14 protein-coding genes, 1 tRNA gene and 1 pseudogene are annotated in these 16,466 nt (G+C 35.6%); 9 read left to right on the top strand and 7 right to left on the bottom strand.

The features are described 5' to 3' along the window. Nucleotides 1–116 precede the first annotated feature (116 nt). Entirely contained in the window at nucleotides 117–1,112 is a 996-nt protein-coding gene (locus ACQ76T_RS02960; RefSeq protein ID WP_431341856.1) for an SDR family NAD(P)-dependent oxidoreductase, read from the bottom strand. 352 nt (nucleotides 1,113–1,464) lie between these two features. Between ACQ76T_RS02960 and ACQ76T_RS02955 the strand changes: the two genes are divergently transcribed. After that, entirely contained in the window at nucleotides 1,465–2,412 is a 948-nt protein-coding gene (locus tag ACQ76T_RS02955) for a YihY/virulence factor BrkB family protein (RefSeq protein WP_431343709.1), read from the top strand. Nucleotides 2,413–2,588: 176 nt separating this feature from the next. Here ACQ76T_RS02955 and ACQ76T_RS02950 read toward each other — a convergent pair. Continuing rightward, nucleotides 2,589–2,901 (bottom strand): annotated as a pseudogene (locus ACQ76T_RS02950) (catalase); the annotation flags it as partial. Between the two features lie 182 nt (nucleotides 2,902–3,083). On the opposite strand from ACQ76T_RS02950, the gene ACQ76T_RS02945 reads away from it, so the two are divergent. The 7 genes from ACQ76T_RS02945 to ACQ76T_RS02915 all read left to right on the top strand — a co-directional run bounded on the left by ACQ76T_RS02945 (nucleotide 3,084) and on the right by ACQ76T_RS02915 (nucleotide 10,821). After that, a complete protein-coding gene (locus ACQ76T_RS02945) occupies nucleotides 3,084–3,869 on the top strand; it encodes a Ku protein (protein ID WP_431341855.1) in 786 nt (261 codons plus the stop codon). Beyond that, nucleotides 3,869–4,471 carry a DNA polymerase ligase N-terminal domain-containing protein gene (locus ACQ76T_RS02940; RefSeq protein ID WP_431341854.1) on the top strand — a complete coding sequence of 201 codons (603 nt, stop codon included), beginning with the start codon at nucleotides 3,869–3,871 and terminating at the stop codon, nucleotides 4,469–4,471. Before ACQ76T_RS02945 ends, ACQ76T_RS02940 begins: the two co-directional genes overlap by 1 nt. Before the next feature lie 77 nt (nucleotides 4,472–4,548). After that, nucleotides 4,549–6,387 carry a DNA ligase D gene (ligD, locus tag ACQ76T_RS02935; protein WP_431341853.1) on the top strand — a complete coding sequence of 613 codons (1,839 nt, stop codon included), beginning with the start codon at nucleotides 4,549–4,551 and terminating at the stop codon, nucleotides 6,385–6,387. A gap of 373 nt (nucleotides 6,388–6,760) precedes the next feature. Further along, nucleotides 6,761–7,618 carry an AraC family transcriptional regulator gene (locus ACQ76T_RS02930; RefSeq protein ID WP_431341852.1) on the top strand — a complete coding sequence of 286 codons (858 nt, stop codon included), beginning with the start codon at nucleotides 6,761–6,763 and terminating at the stop codon, nucleotides 7,616–7,618. 77 nt (nucleotides 7,619–7,695) lie between these two features. Further along, on the top strand, nucleotides 7,696–8,895 hold the full coding sequence (locus ACQ76T_RS02925; protein WP_431341851.1) for an FAD-dependent oxidoreductase: 1,200 nt from the start codon (nucleotides 7,696–7,698) through the stop codon (nucleotides 8,893–8,895). Between the two features lie 168 nt (nucleotides 8,896–9,063). Continuing rightward, nucleotides 9,064–9,837, top strand: coding sequence for an SDR family NAD(P)-dependent oxidoreductase (locus ACQ76T_RS02920; protein ID WP_431341850.1), 774 nt, complete (start codon nucleotides 9,064–9,066; stop codon nucleotides 9,835–9,837). A gap of 63 nt (nucleotides 9,838–9,900) precedes the next feature. Beyond that, nucleotides 9,901–10,821: a helix-turn-helix domain-containing protein gene (locus tag ACQ76T_RS02915; protein WP_431341849.1), complete on the top strand. Its 921-nt coding sequence runs from the start codon at nucleotides 9,901–9,903 to the stop codon at nucleotides 10,819–10,821. Between the two features lie 197 nt (nucleotides 10,822–11,018). Here the strand turns inward: ACQ76T_RS02915 and ACQ76T_RS02910 are convergent, their stop codons facing one another. From ACQ76T_RS02910 to ACQ76T_RS02900, 3 genes are all read right to left on the bottom strand, one after another. Further along, on the bottom strand, nucleotides 11,019–11,645 hold the full coding sequence (locus tag ACQ76T_RS02910) for an NAD(P)-dependent oxidoreductase (RefSeq protein WP_431341848.1): 627 nt from the start codon (nucleotides 11,643–11,645) through the stop codon (nucleotides 11,019–11,021). Further along, complete coding sequence (locus ACQ76T_RS02905; protein WP_431341847.1) at nucleotides 11,646–12,353, bottom strand: inositol monophosphatase family protein; 708 nt, start codon at nucleotides 12,351–12,353, stop codon at nucleotides 11,646–11,648. A gap of 158 nt (nucleotides 12,354–12,511) precedes the next feature. Further along, the gene (locus ACQ76T_RS02900) at nucleotides 12,512–13,393 is read right to left on the bottom strand and encodes an AraC family transcriptional regulator (protein ID WP_431341846.1); all 882 of its coding nucleotides are present in this window, start codon (nucleotides 13,391–13,393) and stop codon (nucleotides 12,512–12,514) included. 413 nt (nucleotides 13,394–13,806) lie between these two features. Here ACQ76T_RS02900 and ACQ76T_RS02895 point away from each other — a divergent pair, with 413 nt between their 5' ends. Beyond that, nucleotides 13,807–14,847, top strand: coding sequence for an NAD(P)-dependent alcohol dehydrogenase (locus tag ACQ76T_RS02895; RefSeq protein WP_431341845.1), 1,041 nt, complete (start codon nucleotides 13,807–13,809; stop codon nucleotides 14,845–14,847). A gap of 169 nt (nucleotides 14,848–15,016) precedes the next feature. On the opposite strand, the gene ACQ76T_RS02890 is transcribed toward ACQ76T_RS02895, so the two are convergent. Together ACQ76T_RS02890 and gwsS are read right to left on the bottom strand one after the other, a co-directional pair. Then, nucleotides 15,017–15,101, bottom strand: a tRNA-Ser gene (locus ACQ76T_RS02890). A 227-nt stretch (nucleotides 15,102–15,328) separates the two neighbouring features. Further along, nucleotides 15,329–16,414: a grasp-with-spasm system SPASM domain peptide maturase gene (gene gwsS, locus ACQ76T_RS02885; protein WP_431341844.1), complete on the bottom strand. Its 1,086-nt coding sequence runs from the start codon at nucleotides 16,412–16,414 to the stop codon at nucleotides 15,329–15,331. Nucleotides 16,415–16,466 lie beyond the last annotated feature (52 nt).

Here is a 16,466-nt window from a genome sequence, read left to right as displayed (position 1 = left end):
AATTAATCACAAGATATAACAAAGAAAAACTTAAAGAACAATTTGTAACTATAGCTGATTAATTAAACTGAGAGGAGTTATCTCTCCGAATTCAAATATATGCTTATCCAATGCTCCTAACTACTCTTATTTACCAGACCCTTTTTTAACCCCATTATAGCAAAACCAGCAACAACCCCTATGACTATAGCTACTTTTACATTCTTGGAAGTATTTGAAGGAGGAGTGCCATATATTTGAAGTGGTTCTTGGGAAGGCTCAAGGATATTCCCGGATACTTCAGGACCATTTTTCATTTTCATCATGAAACGTACACCGGCGGATGCTGTATTGATTACTGCTTTGGGGAAAAGTCTATAAATTGAAGTTATTGCATACGCTCTGAAATCAGGAAATAAATCTTTTTTCGGCTTTCTGGCTAATTCAACCATTTTTGCAGCGGTATCTCGTGGATCTGAAGCAATAAAGGAGATCCCCATCTTGAATCCAGAATATTTTGCAGAATGAAGATTCCCAGTAGATTTTTGCAGTTGAGGGTACAAATTACAAATATGAATGTTTGCATAATTTGAAATCTCACCTTGAAGACCATCCATCATCCCCTTAATCCCGTACTTCGTTGCTGAGTACACAGAACTGTAAGGGGCCGGCATATACCCTCCTATAGAAACATTGTTGATCAAGATCCCTTCATTTTGTTTCTTGAAAATTTTAATAGCATTATAAGCTCCATGCATATAGCCAAATAGATTAGTTTTAATAACCTGTTCATGAATCTCCATTGGAATCTCTTCGAATTTTCCACTCGCCATAACCCCTGCATTATTTACCCAGATATCAATTCTCCCAAATCTTGAGAGTGTTTCTTCTGCTACCCTTTCTATATCTGCCGCAACCGATGTATCAGCGGAAATCCCCAATACCTCTACTCTCAATCCTTTGCAGAGCTCAACCACCTCATCTATACCTTTCTGCCCTCTGGCTACAATAACTATATTGCATCCTTCCAAAGCAAAAGCCTCTGCAGCAGCTCTTCCTACTCCACTGCTAGATCCTGTTATTACGACTGTTTTTCGTAATAGAGTCTGTTGAAATTGTTCTTCTTGTCTCATGTTTACTTTTTTTTGAATTCAGGAACAAATAGAACATGTATTGTGCCAGATGTGCAATTTTTAAAATACATTATACATTCATCCAAATTTTCACCTACTAATTTTGACAAAGGCCAATATTTAGAATCAATCGGTTTCACAAATTCTAAATTCTGATGATTAGTATTTGTGTATTTACCTATTTTATAAAAAATACCACAAATTCAATTTTTATGGTTATTGGTCTTATTATTGGATACATTTTAAGACACCAATCACAAAAATATCCTTTTATGAAAAACATATTGTCGTCATAAAAGGAGGTTTTGCCGGTAGTAATTTCATTAATGGTTTTTACCTGTAAATCGAATACATCATGAAAACAGTAAATAATTTTTGGGAAATACTTAAAGGTACTTATAAGGACTGGAGTGCACGTGATCTAGGCACTGAGGCAGCAAGCTTAGCATATAATGCCATTTTTTCAATTCCGGGACTTCTCATTATAGTTATCTGGGTTACCGGAATTTTCTTTGGGGAAGAGGCTGTTCGTGGGGAAATAACAAAGCTTGTCGGAAGCATGATGGGAAAAGATGTTGGGAAAAGCCTTGAAGAAATAGTGGTTGCCGGGATGGTGGATAAAAAGAATGTTTTCATGAAAATTATTGGTATTGCTACCCTTGTATTTGGTGCAACATCGCTTTTTTTCCAGTTTCAAAAATCCTTAAATAAGCTTTGGGATGTTGTTGCAGCTCCGAAAAAAGCTTGGGAAAAATACCTTCTGGATCGTGCCAATTCCTTGGGGATGATCATTGTTATTGCATTTCTTATGCTGATTACATTGTTGCTCAGCTCTTTTATCGGTCTTGCTAATGATTGGTTTATCCATCGTTTCGGACTCGAAACTTTAGTTGCTGTGAATATTATTAATGTCGTGATCGGTTTTATAGTTACCTTATTCCTTTTCGCAGCGATGTTCAAAATCCTTCCCGATGTTGAGTTGCATTGGAAGTCGGTGTGGGTAGGTGCAGCAGTAACTTCTGCTCTTTTTACTCTTGGCAAATACATCCTGACTTTTTATTTTGAAACCTTCAATCCAAGTTCTGCCTTTGGCGCAGCCGGTACTGTTATTTTATTGCTTCTCTGGATTTATTATACCTGTCAGATTATTTTCTTTGGTGCAGAATTCACTAAGGTGTATGCCAAAAAGATGGGCCATGAACTTAAGCCTTCAAAACATGCAAAATGGAGTCCGCAAGCCGTATCAAGGGAAGATTCTTCAGAAGTGGTTTCCGGTGCAGAACCTTACCAAAACAAATAAGGATTAAACCATTTAGTACTCATTCTACTATCGAAAAACAACAAATTACACAGTTCAACAATACTATGGAATTGTTAAACCATGATTGTATATTATGGAAGGATGTCAGGTAGATTTTAATCTGTGTATGAGAAAAGCCATCCCTGTAAAAGTGGGTCATTAGTGAAATCTATTCAGGGAACAATATGACCTTGATGAAAGGCTACCTGTCCTGTCTCTGCAAAGAAATTGTCAGGATTTCTGTTTAAAGTTAAGGTTCCAACAATTTCTACGGGGACCAGTTCTTCAGGGATTATTTTTGTCAGATCAAGGAGATCAAAATCAAATTTGCATTCATCTTTTTCAGGAACAATTTGTACTCCCCCATTCCGGGAAAGCTCCCAAAGATCGCGACGATGAAAATAAGGATCATTCCCTGAAATCTTCTGTGCTTCCCGGCCATGCCACTGAATGAACTCCCAGTTTGGGTTTAAAATGAAATTTAACAAAGTGTACATCACTACAAATGAAATCAGAAAGAGGTGAAATAAAGAAAGCGATTAATTTTCCCCTAATCATTTCCAGAATAAGAACAACATTTCATGTCTGTTATATATTTCCTATTAAATTAATATAATTGATTTTTTTATACGGCACAATCATTGTAAGTTATTAATACAAAATAAAGTACAATGAAAGCAATTTGGAATGGCGCCATTGGCTTTGGTTTAGTCAATATTCCTATAAAGATTTATTCCGCCACAGAAACTAGTAAATTGGATTTGGATATGCTTGATAAATCCGATTATTCGAATATTAAATTCAAGAGAGTTAACGAAAAAACAGGCAAGGAGGTTAAGTGGGAAAACATTGTAAAAGGTTATCTTATGGATGATAAATACATTGTTTTGAACGAAGAAGATTATGAAGCCGCAAGTCCCGAAAAATCCAAAATTTTATCCATCGACCAGTTTGTAAAGGAAGCTGAAGTTGATTCTGTTTATTTTGAAAATCCTTACTATCTCGAACCTCAGAAAAATGGGGAAAGTGCTTACAGACTTTTGCTCAATGCTCTAGCAAAGACAAAAATGGTCGGCGTCGGTACCTTTGTCCTCAGAGAAAGCGAAGCCATCGGCTTAATTCGCCCTTATAATGATGATATTCTGGTTTTAAACCGTTTAAGATTCGCTCAGGAAATACGCGACTATAAAGACTTAAAAATACCCGCTAAAAAAGCTCCCAAGCCAGTCGAACTGAAAATGGCGGTAAGCCTTATAGAGCAACTTTCGCAAGAATTCGATCCTCAAATGTACAAAGATACCTACTCCGATTCTTTAATGAAAATTATCAAACAGAAAGCGAAAGGAAAAGGTATTAAAACGAAAAAAACAGAACCTGCCAAAGAAGGTAAAGTGATTGATCTGATGGCTCAGTTAAAAGCCAGTTTACAGACGCCTAAATCTAAAAACGCATCATAATGGCTCTAAAAGATTACAACGCAAAACGGAAATTCGACGAAACGAGCGAACCGAAGGGAAAAACAAAAAAGAGCAAAGACCAGCTTATTTTTGTGATTCAAAGACATGCGGCTTCACGGCTTCATTATGATTTCAGACTGGAAATGGAAGGTGTTTTAAAAAGTTGGGCAGTTCCAAAAGGTCCTTCTTTAAATCCAAAGGATAAACGCTTGGCAATGGAAGTTGAAGATCATCCTTACGATTACAAAGATTTTGAAGGAAATATTCCTGAAGGAAACTACGGAGCGGGGCAAGTTGAAATCTGGGACAGTGGAACCTATGAACCCTTAGACCAAAATTCAAAACTTTCGGATGAAAAAGAACTGTTAAAGGAACTAAAAGCGGGTTCGTTAAAATTTATTCTTCACGGCAAAAAACTAAAAGGAGAATTTGCCTTAGTTAAAATGAAAAATGCTGAAAATAATGCATGGCTTTTGATTAAGCACAACGATCAGTTTGCAGAAGAACATTACGATGCCGAAGAAAATACCACCAAAAACTCCCGGGTTACAAAATTTTTAGAAGAAAAAAAAAGCCTAAAAACAAACAAAAAGAAGTTATAACTTCAGAAACGAAGCCTAAGTTTCAACGGTTCAATGATTTAGTTGATGAGAAAAAATTAAAAAATTTCATTAAGCCGATGCTGGCAAAACCTTACGAAAAGGCATTCAACGATAAAAACTGGTTTTTTGAAATAAAATGGGATGGTTACCGCGCCATTGCCGATCTCAGCAAAAAACACCCCTTATTCTATTCCCGAAATGGAATTTCTTTTTTATCCAAATTTGAAAAAATTTCACAGGATTTCAAAAATCAAAAACATAAAATGATTTTAGATGGTGAAATTGTTGCTTATGATGAAAACGGAAGACCTAATTTTCAGTTATTGCAACAGATTGGAGACCAACCCTATTTAGCCTTAGCTTATCAGGTTTTTGATATTTTATGGCTGAATGGCCATTCGACAGAGAAAATCCCTTTAATCCAAAGAAAAGAACTTCTGAAAGAAGCTTTAACGGAGACGGATATCATTAAATATTGCGACCATATCCCTGAAAAAGGTATTGATTTTTTTAAACAAATGCAAAAAATGAAGCTGGAAGGAATGATTGCAAAAAAATCAGACAGTCTTTATCTTGAAAATAGTCGAAGTTCAGACTGGCTTAAAATAAAATTCACCAACACAGAAGAAGCCATTATTTGTGGTTTTACTGAACCGCGCGGTTCCAGAGAGGGTTTCGGAGCCTTGATTTTAGGAAAATACAGCAATGGAAAACTGATTTACGCCGGACATACCGGAACAGGATTTAATAAAGAATCGATCAAGCAAATTCATGGAAGATTAAAAAAAATGGTGATAAAAACTTCACCTTTTGAATCCGCTCCTAAGACCAATATGCCCGTAACGTGGACAAAACCTGAATTAGTCTGCGAGATAAAATATTCTGAAATTACCAACGATGGAATGTTCCGACATCCTGTATTTGTGACTATTCGCGAAGATAAAAATCCTGAAGACATCAATGAAAAACCTAAAGAAATGAAAACAAAAACCGAAATACCAGAAAAAGAGAAAGAAGTTACATTAAATAAACATAAAGTAAAACTTACCAATCAGGATAAAGTGTATTTTCCCAAGGACGGCATTACAAAAGGTGAGGTGATCGATTACTATCAGTCTGTGGCGGAGTATATTTTACCGCACCTGAAAAACCGCCCGCTTTCCTTAAACCGTTTTCCAAACGGTATTGAAGAGCAGGGTTTTTATCAGAAAGATGCGGGTGACCATATTCCTGACTGGATTAAAACGACACAGGTTTATTCGGAATCTACCGATAAATACATCGATTATATTTATTGCAATGACAAAGCAACTTTAACTTACTTGAATAATTTAGGCTGTATTGATATGAACCCATGGAATTCATCGATTCCCGATTTGGAGCATCCTGATTTTTTGGTTTTAGACCTTGATCCTTCAAAAAAAAATACTTTCAATGATGTCATTGAAGCTGCTCAGCAAGTGAATGAAATCTTAAAATCCATTACAGTTACAGGTTATTGTAAAACTTCTGGAAGTACAGGAATTCATGTTTATATTCCGATGGGGGGAAAGTATGATTTCGACCAGGTAAAAGATTTTGCCCATATTTTAATGAAACAAGTGAATGAAAAATTGCCAAAAACTACGACTTTAGAAAGAAGTTTACAGAAAAGAGACGAGAAGAAAATTTATCTCGATTATCTTCAAAACCGAGCGGGACAAACGTTAGCAAGCGTTTACAGCGTAAGACCAAAAGAAGGAGCCTCTGTTTCGATGCCTTTAGAATGGGAGGAATTAAAAAAAGGACTAAAACCAACAGATTTTAATATACATAACGCTCTAGAAAGAATTAAGAAGAAAAAAGATTTGTTTAAGCCCGTGCTGGGAAAAGGTATCGATATGATGAAAGCCTTGGAGTTATTACAGAATATTTAGACTTAGAGCTGAAAAAACATAAAGGTTTATAAATTAAAGTCACATTCTGGAATTATATATTTTTAATAAGTCCATTCAGATAGGGAGCTTCCAAAAATCCGTTAAGAGACTAAAAGTAGTAAGACTACCGCCTAAACAATCAGGTTTCGTTTACAGTTCCGAATAAAAGTACTTATTAATTTAAGACAAACTGCAGCAAAATAATAAGATTATAAATCTTACTATTAACATGGTAAATATACAACTCTTAAATTAAAAAACGTGATTCAAAAAATAATGTTTTGATTTTCAATTAATTACCATCCCATTCATTGATATAGAAAATCCAGAAGTACTGCTATGTATATATGAGAAAACTTTGTAATTTTAAACAATGTCGAGAAAGAGTGAAAATATTCCTGTCAATATGCTACATGAAGAAAGCTGCGGAGGAATTATGTTGATGAGGGATTCATTCCACGGATCACCCAATTTTGAGGAAGTGGAACGGTCTCATCGAGATAGTGGTTATACCTTTATCATACAGGAAGAAGGAACTACAAGTATAGAGATAGATTTTCAAACTTATGATCTGCAGGCATCTTCAATCATTTTCATTCATCCCGATCAAGTGCACCGTCTGATAGCATTTAATCAGGCGCTCATCAGTACCTGGATTGTCACAAAAGAAAATCTAAGACCCGAACATCTTAACCTGTTGGAGGATCTGGTTCCGATTACCCCTCTAACATTAGATGAAACATCACAGTCTCTTCTTTCCGAAGCTTTCCATCTTTGTATGAGGATATCCGAAAGAAAATCCACCCAACTTTATCACACTGTTCTTAAAGAAAGTTGTAATACGCTAGTCACTTTATTTGCATCACAATATGTATCTCAGAACAAATCAGCAGGCCTACACAGCAGATTTGAAATCATAACCAAAGAGTTTCGCAACGTTTTAGAAGCTAATTTCAGAAAAACCTCCTCCCCTTCCGAGTATGCTTCGTTTCTTCATATTTCAACATCGTATTTAAATGAATGCGTTAAGGCTACAACAGGAAAATCTGTGACATTCCATATTCAACAGCGAATTATACTGGAAGCCAAACGTATGCTCTTTCATTCAAGTAAGTCCGTTAAAGAAATCGCAGGAGATTTGGGCTATGATGATTATTCATATTTCATTCGGCTGTTTGTGAAAGTTGCCGGCCTCACGCCTGCCGCTTTCCGAGAGTTAAACCGTGAATAGTCCTATATTTACTTCCATCTATTATTGTAACGTTTCTGAAATGGATGTTCCTTTGCTTATCAAAAAAAGATATCAAAATGGAAACCTCGCAGGAGATAAATTTATTAACAGGCAAAAAGATTGCAATTGTTGGCGGCGGTCCCGGTGGACTGACACTCGCAAAACTTTTACAGCAAAAAGGGGTCAATGTACAGGTGTATGAAAGGGATAAAAGTCAGTCTTCGCGAGTGCAAGGCTCCATAGTAGACCTGCATTTCGATTCCGGACTCAAGGCAATCAACGCTGCAGGTTTATTAGAAGAATTTGCCGCAAACTATATGCCCGGTGCTGATAAATATCGCTTGCTTGATATTAAAGGCAATATTTTATTAGATGATGGGAATCAGAAAGGGACAGCAGACTTTGGCAATGAGCATTTCAGACCTGAAATTGATAGGGGAAAACTACGGGATATTCTGCTGGCCTCATTACTGCCAGACACTGTGATATGGAATAGCCAGTTTGTAAGCATGCACGAAGTTAAAAATGGGTGGGAACTTCATTTCAAAAATGGCAATACAGCATTTGCAGATATTGTAATTGGGTCAGATGGATACCGATCTCTGGTTCGTCCTATCCTAACAGATATTAAAGCTTTATATTCCGGTGCTACAATTATACAAGGAGAAATAAATCATCCAAAGGATGAATGCCCGGAAATCTTCCAATGGGTAGATCAAGCCAACCTCATGGCAATGGGAGCAGGCTCAACAATCGCTGTACAACTCCGTGGCGACGGCGGTTTAACTTTTTATGCTGCATCGATGCACCCCGAAAACTGGGGAGAGACAAATGGTATTGATTTTAAAGATGCCGGAGCAGTACGCAGCTATCTGAACGATCATTTTAAAGAATGGAACGAGGTATTTTTTACCCTTTTTGAGGCGTGTCAACATTTTGTACTCCGCCCCCTGAATTATTTTCCGATGGAACATCAATGGACCACAAGAGCAGGTCTTACCCTTATCGGCGATGCGGCGCATCTGATGCCTCCTAACGGTGAGGGAGTAAATTTAGCCATGCTGGATGCCTTAGACTTAAGCGAATGCCTTACAAATACTGCATTCAATGATCTTCATACTGCAACAGCAGCTTATGAAAACATCATGTTTGAACGGGCAGCAGGTTTATCTCGGGAAACAGTGGAAGGAATAGCGGACTTTGCATCTCCGACTGACGAATCGATAAAGGAATTTATAAAAATGATGTCTGAAGGCCAATCAACAATACAACACTGATTTGCAGATTATTAATCAGTAATTTTACTCATCAGCTAATACGTCATACATTTCATCAGCGATACAATGAAATTACCCTCAATTGGATTACAAACAGTCTCAATTGGGATACAACTATAGCCTCTTAAATATCCAACTTTGCTGTATCATTTTAAATTAATTCAAATTATGCAGACCAATGAAAATAAAGTAGCATTAGTATCTGGTGCTAACACGGGTGTCGGATTTCAGATCGCTAAAGCTCTGGTAGAAAATGGCTATACCGTTTATGCAGGATCTCGTGACAAACAAAAAGGAGATGCGGCTATAACGCAACTCGGAGGATCAGCAAAAGCACTCCAACTGGATATTACTGACAATGAATCTATAAGAGCAGCAGTAGAAACCATAGAACTTGAATATGGATATCTGACACTGTTGGTCAATAATGCAGCAGTTTCTCATGTTGGTAAACAAGGTCGTACCATGGAAGATATTTTAAATTCACAACGTGCCTCAATCGTCCCGATCCATGAACTGAAAGCGGTTTGGGAAACCAATGTATTTGGGACACTTGCCTTAACGCAGGCCTTTCTTCCCTTGTTACAGAAAGCAGAAAGTGCACGGATTGTAACTGTTTCCAGTGCTCTTGGATCATTAACTATTAATTCTAATCCGGAAAATCCATTTCGCACAAGTTTTGATGCTGTCTATGGTGCCTCAAAAACTGCACTAAACGGTATTTTTCTTTCCCTGGCAATCGACCTGGAAAGTACGAATATCAAAGTTCATCTTGTAAGTCCGGGATTTACAGCAACGGCACTTAATAACTTTCAGGGTACCGACACCGTTGAGGAAGGTTCTATAGAACCCATCAGAGTTGCTTTAGCAGAAGATCTTCCAACAGGAAGCTTTACGGGGCCGGCAAATTTTGGAAGAACTGAAACCACTCTCCCTTGGTAAATTGTTTCAGGATTAAAAACCTATGAGAACAAATTTCATAGGTTTTTTATTTACATTTATAGTATGAAAAGTAAAGACGATAAACTGATCCGCTTTATATCAATATCGGAAACTCATCAGGCGTTTGGGTTACCGGCACCTCAACACCCAATGATAAGTCTTGTTCATTTCAATAAAGACAATCCTTTCAATACGACGATGGCTCCCATCTACGATATTTTGAGTTTCTATAAAATCACCTTTATCACAAAAAACAGAGGAAGATTAAAGTATGGGCGAAACTATTATGATTATGATGAAAGCAGCATGCTGTTTTTAGCACCCAATCAATTAGCAGGAAGTACTGATTACAATAGTGAAACCCATTGTTATATATTGCTCATTCATCCGGACTTTCTGCTTGGTCATCCTATAGCAAAAAAAATAAAGCAATATGGTTACTTTTTATACTCTTATAATGAAGCACTGCATCTTTCAGAATCCGAAAAAGAAATCATCCTTTCCATCTTTAAGATCATGGAACAAGAACTTAACAGTCGAATAGATGAATTCAGCGAAGAAGTAATGATTGCTCAGATTGAATTGCTATTGAGTTATGTTAACAGATTTTACAAGCGGCAGTTTATTACCCGAAAAGTTGTCAATAATGATATCCTCCAAAAAACCGAAACTATTCTTGATGATTATCTCAACCATCAGGAAACACTACGTAAAGGACTACCCACTGTACAGTACATATCAGACAAGCTAAACATTTCACCTGGCTATCTGAGTGATGTCCTGCGCACACTTATCGGAAAAAACACCCAACAGTATATACGGGAGAAACTTACTGAAAAAGGAAAAGAAAGACTCATCAATACAGATTTTACAGTATCCGAAATAGCTTACGAACTCGGATTTGAACATCCGCAGTCTTTCAGTAAAATGTTTAAAACAGCAACGGGACTTACGCCTTTAGAGTTCAGGACTTCATTTAATTAATTTTGGTAAAATATACGATTAATCTAACCAACCAATAGCTTCCTGAAGGGTTAAAATCTTACACTAAAATTGGGGAAAAACAGCCCACTTATTCTGGTGAACAAACCTTATCAAAAGGTAAAACCCATCTAAAAGTTAATTTCACGATAAGAAATACTATCGCCAGGAACAGCTGAATATGCAGATATTATAGCTAATTAATTAGTAAGTGTAACATATTGATACAGCATTTTTGGATTCTCAGCTTCGTTTACAAGAAAATCTGCCACATCCGCTCTTGAAATTTTACGCACTTTCATTCCTGTATATAAACTCTTTAAAATCCGGTAGGTTGATGAATCTAAACTGTTGGTCAACATTCCTGGTCTTACAATCTCCCATTTTATGGAACTTTTTGTAATGAGTTCCTCCATTCTGGTTTTATCTGCGTATTGACTTTTAAGGAATAAAGAAATGACTGTCCGCATAAAAAAGTTCAAATATTTTTCACTTTCTCCAGCTCCAAAACCGGTAATAACTAAAACTGGAGAAGTGAAATTAAGTTCCTTGCAGACTTCAGTTAATACTGTTGCGATCTCAGAAAAAAGTGTAACTGCCTTTTTATTTTTTGTCCCCACTGTTATCATTACAGTATCGGCACCTATGAGAGCATTTCTTACATCAAACACCGAAGTAGCACTTCCATTAATTTTAATTAAATTCGGATGATCCGGAATATCACCGGTATTTCTTGATAATGCCGTAACGGTATGTCCTCTTTTGAGTGCTTTGTTGACGGATTGTAATCCAATTCCAGCACCAGCACCTATAATTGCTATTTTCATTTATATTGCAGATTTAATTTCCAGGTATTTTTCAGTAGTCTTTTTCGAAGCCACCAATAGACTTTCACTCCCCCAATTCCATGGTTCTCCATGAGTAGTCATTAATTCTGCACCAGATTCTTTAGCAATTAATAACCCCGCAATCCAGTTATAGGTATCGATATCCTCCTGAATAAATAAATCTATTCTTCCTGCGCCCACATAGGCTAATTGTAACCCGTGAGGCCCATAGTTTCTAACGATTCCAAAATTATGAAGCAGTTTTGTAACGGTAGAACCAATTTTTTCATTCAATTGGTTATCTGACTTATCCTGATGACCATATTCAAAAACGGCCACCATAACTGAAAAATCAGTTTTTTGACTAATCTTGAGCAATTGACCATTCATATAAGCACCTTCACCATCTATTGCCCAGAACATTTCCTCAGCAAGGGGATCATAGATAACAGATACTATAGGTTTTCCCTTGCGGATAAGGACAAGGTTTATGGTCCATCCTGCGATATGTTGAAGGTATTGTATTGCCCCATCCATCGCATCACAAAGCCAATATTCATTTTGTTCTGCTGGTCTTCTCTGTGAATTTGTATCAAACTCATCACCAATGTGCCAAAATGTATTCGGAAATTCCAGAGACAAATCCTGTTTTAATGATGTCAGACATAAGTCGTCAATATCATCCAACTGCTTTAATAGCTCATCCATACTTTGTGGTATGGGATTTTTTTTATAATCTTTTAAAAAGGCATCGCCTATTTTTCGTACTGCATCCAAGATAACCTGGACATTTGTTTGGTTTTGCATATCAATTGTTTATTAATTACAATGCAAACTTACATACGATAAAGGTTCTGGCAGTAGTTTTAAAAAGGGGAATGATAGTCCTGATCACGGAATTTTTTCCGAAATTCAAGGGGAGTGAGGCTGGTTAATTTTTTAAAAAGTTTTCCGAAATATACGGGCTCGTCATACCCTACTTCATAAGCAATTTCCCGTACCGTACTGTCCGTGAAATATAATAATCTTTTTGCCTCCATAATCGAAGCTTGCTGAATATGTACGGACACAGGATTACCGGTCAATGATTTTATGGTATCATTTAGATGTGCCGTCGAAATGGAAAGTGCAGCAGCATACTTTGCAGGCTGTTTCCATATTTTAAAATTTTCTTTGGAAAGCTTAATGAAAGCTTCTTTAATGATGAAACTTCGCTTTTCTTTCTCTTTATTACTAGGTAATACACTTGCAAGATTTCCAGCAATGAGACTCAAAAGACTATTTAATAATGTATGAATGCTTTTTTGAATATAATTGTTTGTATTATGTAACTGCATCTTTTCAATCAGGTCCGTCAGTATTATAATCTCCTTATAAAAGACAGTTTCTTTTTGAAGCATCAGCGGATTACTGATATTATTTTCTAATAATTGCAATACATCTTTATCCACCAGTGATGGATCAAAACTGATCATCCAACCTTTTGGCTGTTGCACTTCTATGACATGGTGTACCTCATCTGGGAAAACAAAAAGTATGGCAGGGGCTTTAAATTCAATATTTTCAAAATCAATATTTAACTTAAATTCACCTTTCACGGCTAACATAAACTGACAGTGATTATCACGGTGAGGCCTTGAAACATCGTGCTCATCTTCTTCTCTGTTTTCCATATTTGTAATGAACATTCCTGCCTTTGAATTAGGTGAGAGTTCAAACTGTTTAATGAGGCTTTTCTGATTTTTCAAGATTTACAATTATTGTGCTGGAAATCGCATACATTATTAATTCGAGTAAAAATAAATATAATAGTTTTCCATTTTATAATAATTAAAGATAACAATATACTTTCATATACCCATGTAATGTGGTGATAATATCCTTATATCTACTGGATATAACTTTTATTTAAAAACATCACTTTTACTACCAGATATCAACAACCTAATCTATAATTTTATATTTTTGATTGGGTACGTTCAAATATATAATGCCTTTATTTTTTTTAAAATTAAAAATTTTCAAAATAGTTCTTTAGCAAAAATTCTAAAATATTTGAAATTTATAATTAAATGTTTGAATACCTTAAATTATTAGTTAGAAGTTATTTTATCTTTATACAATTATTCAAATACAAAATTATTAAACAAATCTTATTAATATGATTAAAGCAAAAGGTTACGCAGCTCAAGATTCTAATTCTGATTTAGCTTCTTGGGAATTTGAAAGAAGAGAAGTCGGCGCACACGACATACAGATTGAAATTATGTATTGTGGAGTTTGCCATTCGGATCTGCATCAAATAAAAAATGATTGGTTTCCGGGATTATTCCCCATGGTTCCAGGACACGAAATTGTAGGTAAAATCGTTAAAGTAGGCGACCACGTAAAAAATTTCAAAGTTGGAGAACTTGCAGGAGTTGGATGTATGGTTGACTCTTGTCAGGAATGTGAAAACTGTAAACACGATCTGGAACAATACTGTTTAGACGGAAATACACAAACTTATAACAATCTTGATCGTAGCGGGAATCCAACTTACGGAGGTTATTCTGACAGCATTGTTGTAAGAGAAGAGTTTGTATTGCATATTTCTGAAAAATTAGATTTACCAGCTACTGCTCCATTGCTTTGTGCAGGCATTACGACCTACTCTCCTCTTCGTCACTGGAAAGTGGGCAAAGGTCATAAGTTGGCTGTTTTAGGATTAGGAGGATTAGGACATATGGCTGTGAAATTCGGAGTTGCTTTTGGTGCTGAAGTGACAGTTTTAAGCACTTCTCCTTCAAAAGAAGAAAATGCAAAACAATTAGGCGCCCATCATTTTGTAGTAACGAGTGATCCGGAACAATTAAAAGCAGTACAAGGTTCTTTTGATTTTATTTTGGATACCGTTTCCGCAGAACATGATATGAACCTTTATATTTCATTATTAAAAACTGACGGGGTTCATATATGTGTTGGAGCACCTTCTACCCCAATGCAATTGGGTATTTTCCCACTTTTAGGAGGAAGAAAAAGTGTAGCGGGTTCCGGAATCGGAGGAATCAAAGAAACTCAGGAAATGCTGGATTTCTGTGCTGAGAACAATATTGTTTCAGACATTGAACTTATTGATATTAAAAATATCTCTACGGCTTATGAGAGAATGCTTAAAGGCGATGTGAGATATAGGTTTGTTATTGATAGCAAAACATTATAGAGTTAAAATAAATTGAGTCGTCCTACATTAGGCTGACATAAAATTAGACAATATTTAATCCGGAGAAGTATGTATTTTCTTCGGATTTTTTTTTGATACTGGCACAAAAATAAAAAACGCTGTAAACAATAATGCTTACAGCGTTTTAAATTTTTGGTCTCTAACCTTGCGGAGAGTGAGGGATTCGAACCCCCGGACCTGTTACAGTCAACAGTTTTCAAGACTGCCGCAATCGACCACTCTGCCAACTCTCCTTAAACTCCGGATATACCGTTGTTTTCAGTGGTGCAAATATAGTGTGATTTTTAATTTCCTCCAAATTTTTCAGACCAATTTGCAACTTTTTAAACCAACTCGCTGGCTTCTAAAAAAATAAATTCATGAGATTTTTAAAAATCAACTAAATTTTATTGTTCTTTTATTCAATATTGGATATTTTTCGCAAAGTAACGGACCATTATACTTCAAAAAATTGTATATTTTATTTTCTCATCCAATCTCTCATTCTATAATAATCAATTGCTTGTTGTTTCAGAGGGTTTGTACTCCATTCTTCCCATTCACCAATATAAGGATTGTAGCCACACTTTAAAGGTTTGGAAGTATCAAGTCCATTGTTAAAACTTGTGAGTTCGGTGTAAGCTCTACAATCAGTACAGATATAACGAAATTCACAATCTTTACAAACTTCAATACTGTCTTTGGTTAAGTTCCAATATTTTTTAAATTCAGGATGATTTAAAGCATTTTCTAATGTTGTATCCTGGATATTTCCATAACTTCGAGGCATGGAGGGGCAATTTTTAATGTTGCCCTTTACATCTATTGATATTTTTTTATTAAGACAGGTGTTGTACTGTTGAGCTTCAAGATAAAAGTTACGATTAAGATTGATATTTTTTAAATCAATCAATCCACAACTTAAAGGGATATTAATTTTATTTTTAATGATACTTACCTGAATATGTTCTAAATTTTGAGAATCTTGTTCATCCGATGAATGCAATATAAAATGGAGCAATTTATTCGAAATACTATAGTGGTTCTCTTTGATAAATGTAACCAATTGTAAGTCATAATTTGCAACAACTGATACTTCATTGATACAAGAATCATTGAGTAAATTTAATTTACTAATTATCTTTATTATATCATTTAATTCCAGTTCTGAAAATCTGATTTGTAAATATTTAATTCTCAAATCACAAATTTGTTCTACCAGCACATCATCTAAGATATCTGAATTGTTGACATCCAAAATTAAATAGTCAACATAAGAAGGGATTTCTTGAAATTCTGATGCATTCTGAAAAGCTGATAATTCTTTCTTAGAATTTAGAATGACCCCTAATTTATTATCTACAATAAAATTAAGATACTCTTCTAATGCTTCAACGCTCTCGTTATCTAATTGCTTTTTTAATACAGAATAATTTTGATGCTCATTTGATAGTAAATCAAAAAAAGCAATCGGAATGAGTTGCAAAAACCCAGTACTTGCATCCAAAATAATAGAATTTTTGGCTCCTCTGATAATTTTAACCGAATCAAATAACTTTAAAAACATAATTAATACAATAGGGAATAATGTTTTTGTGAACGGAAAATCTTTGTTTTTC

The organism is Chryseobacterium sp. JK1 (assembly GCF_050632815.1).
GTDB lineage: Bacteria > Bacteroidota > Bacteroidia > Flavobacteriales > Weeksellaceae > Chryseobacterium.
The sequence above is the reverse complement of the archived record's forward strand: the minus strand, read 5'-3'. Positions and strand labels throughout refer to the sequence as shown.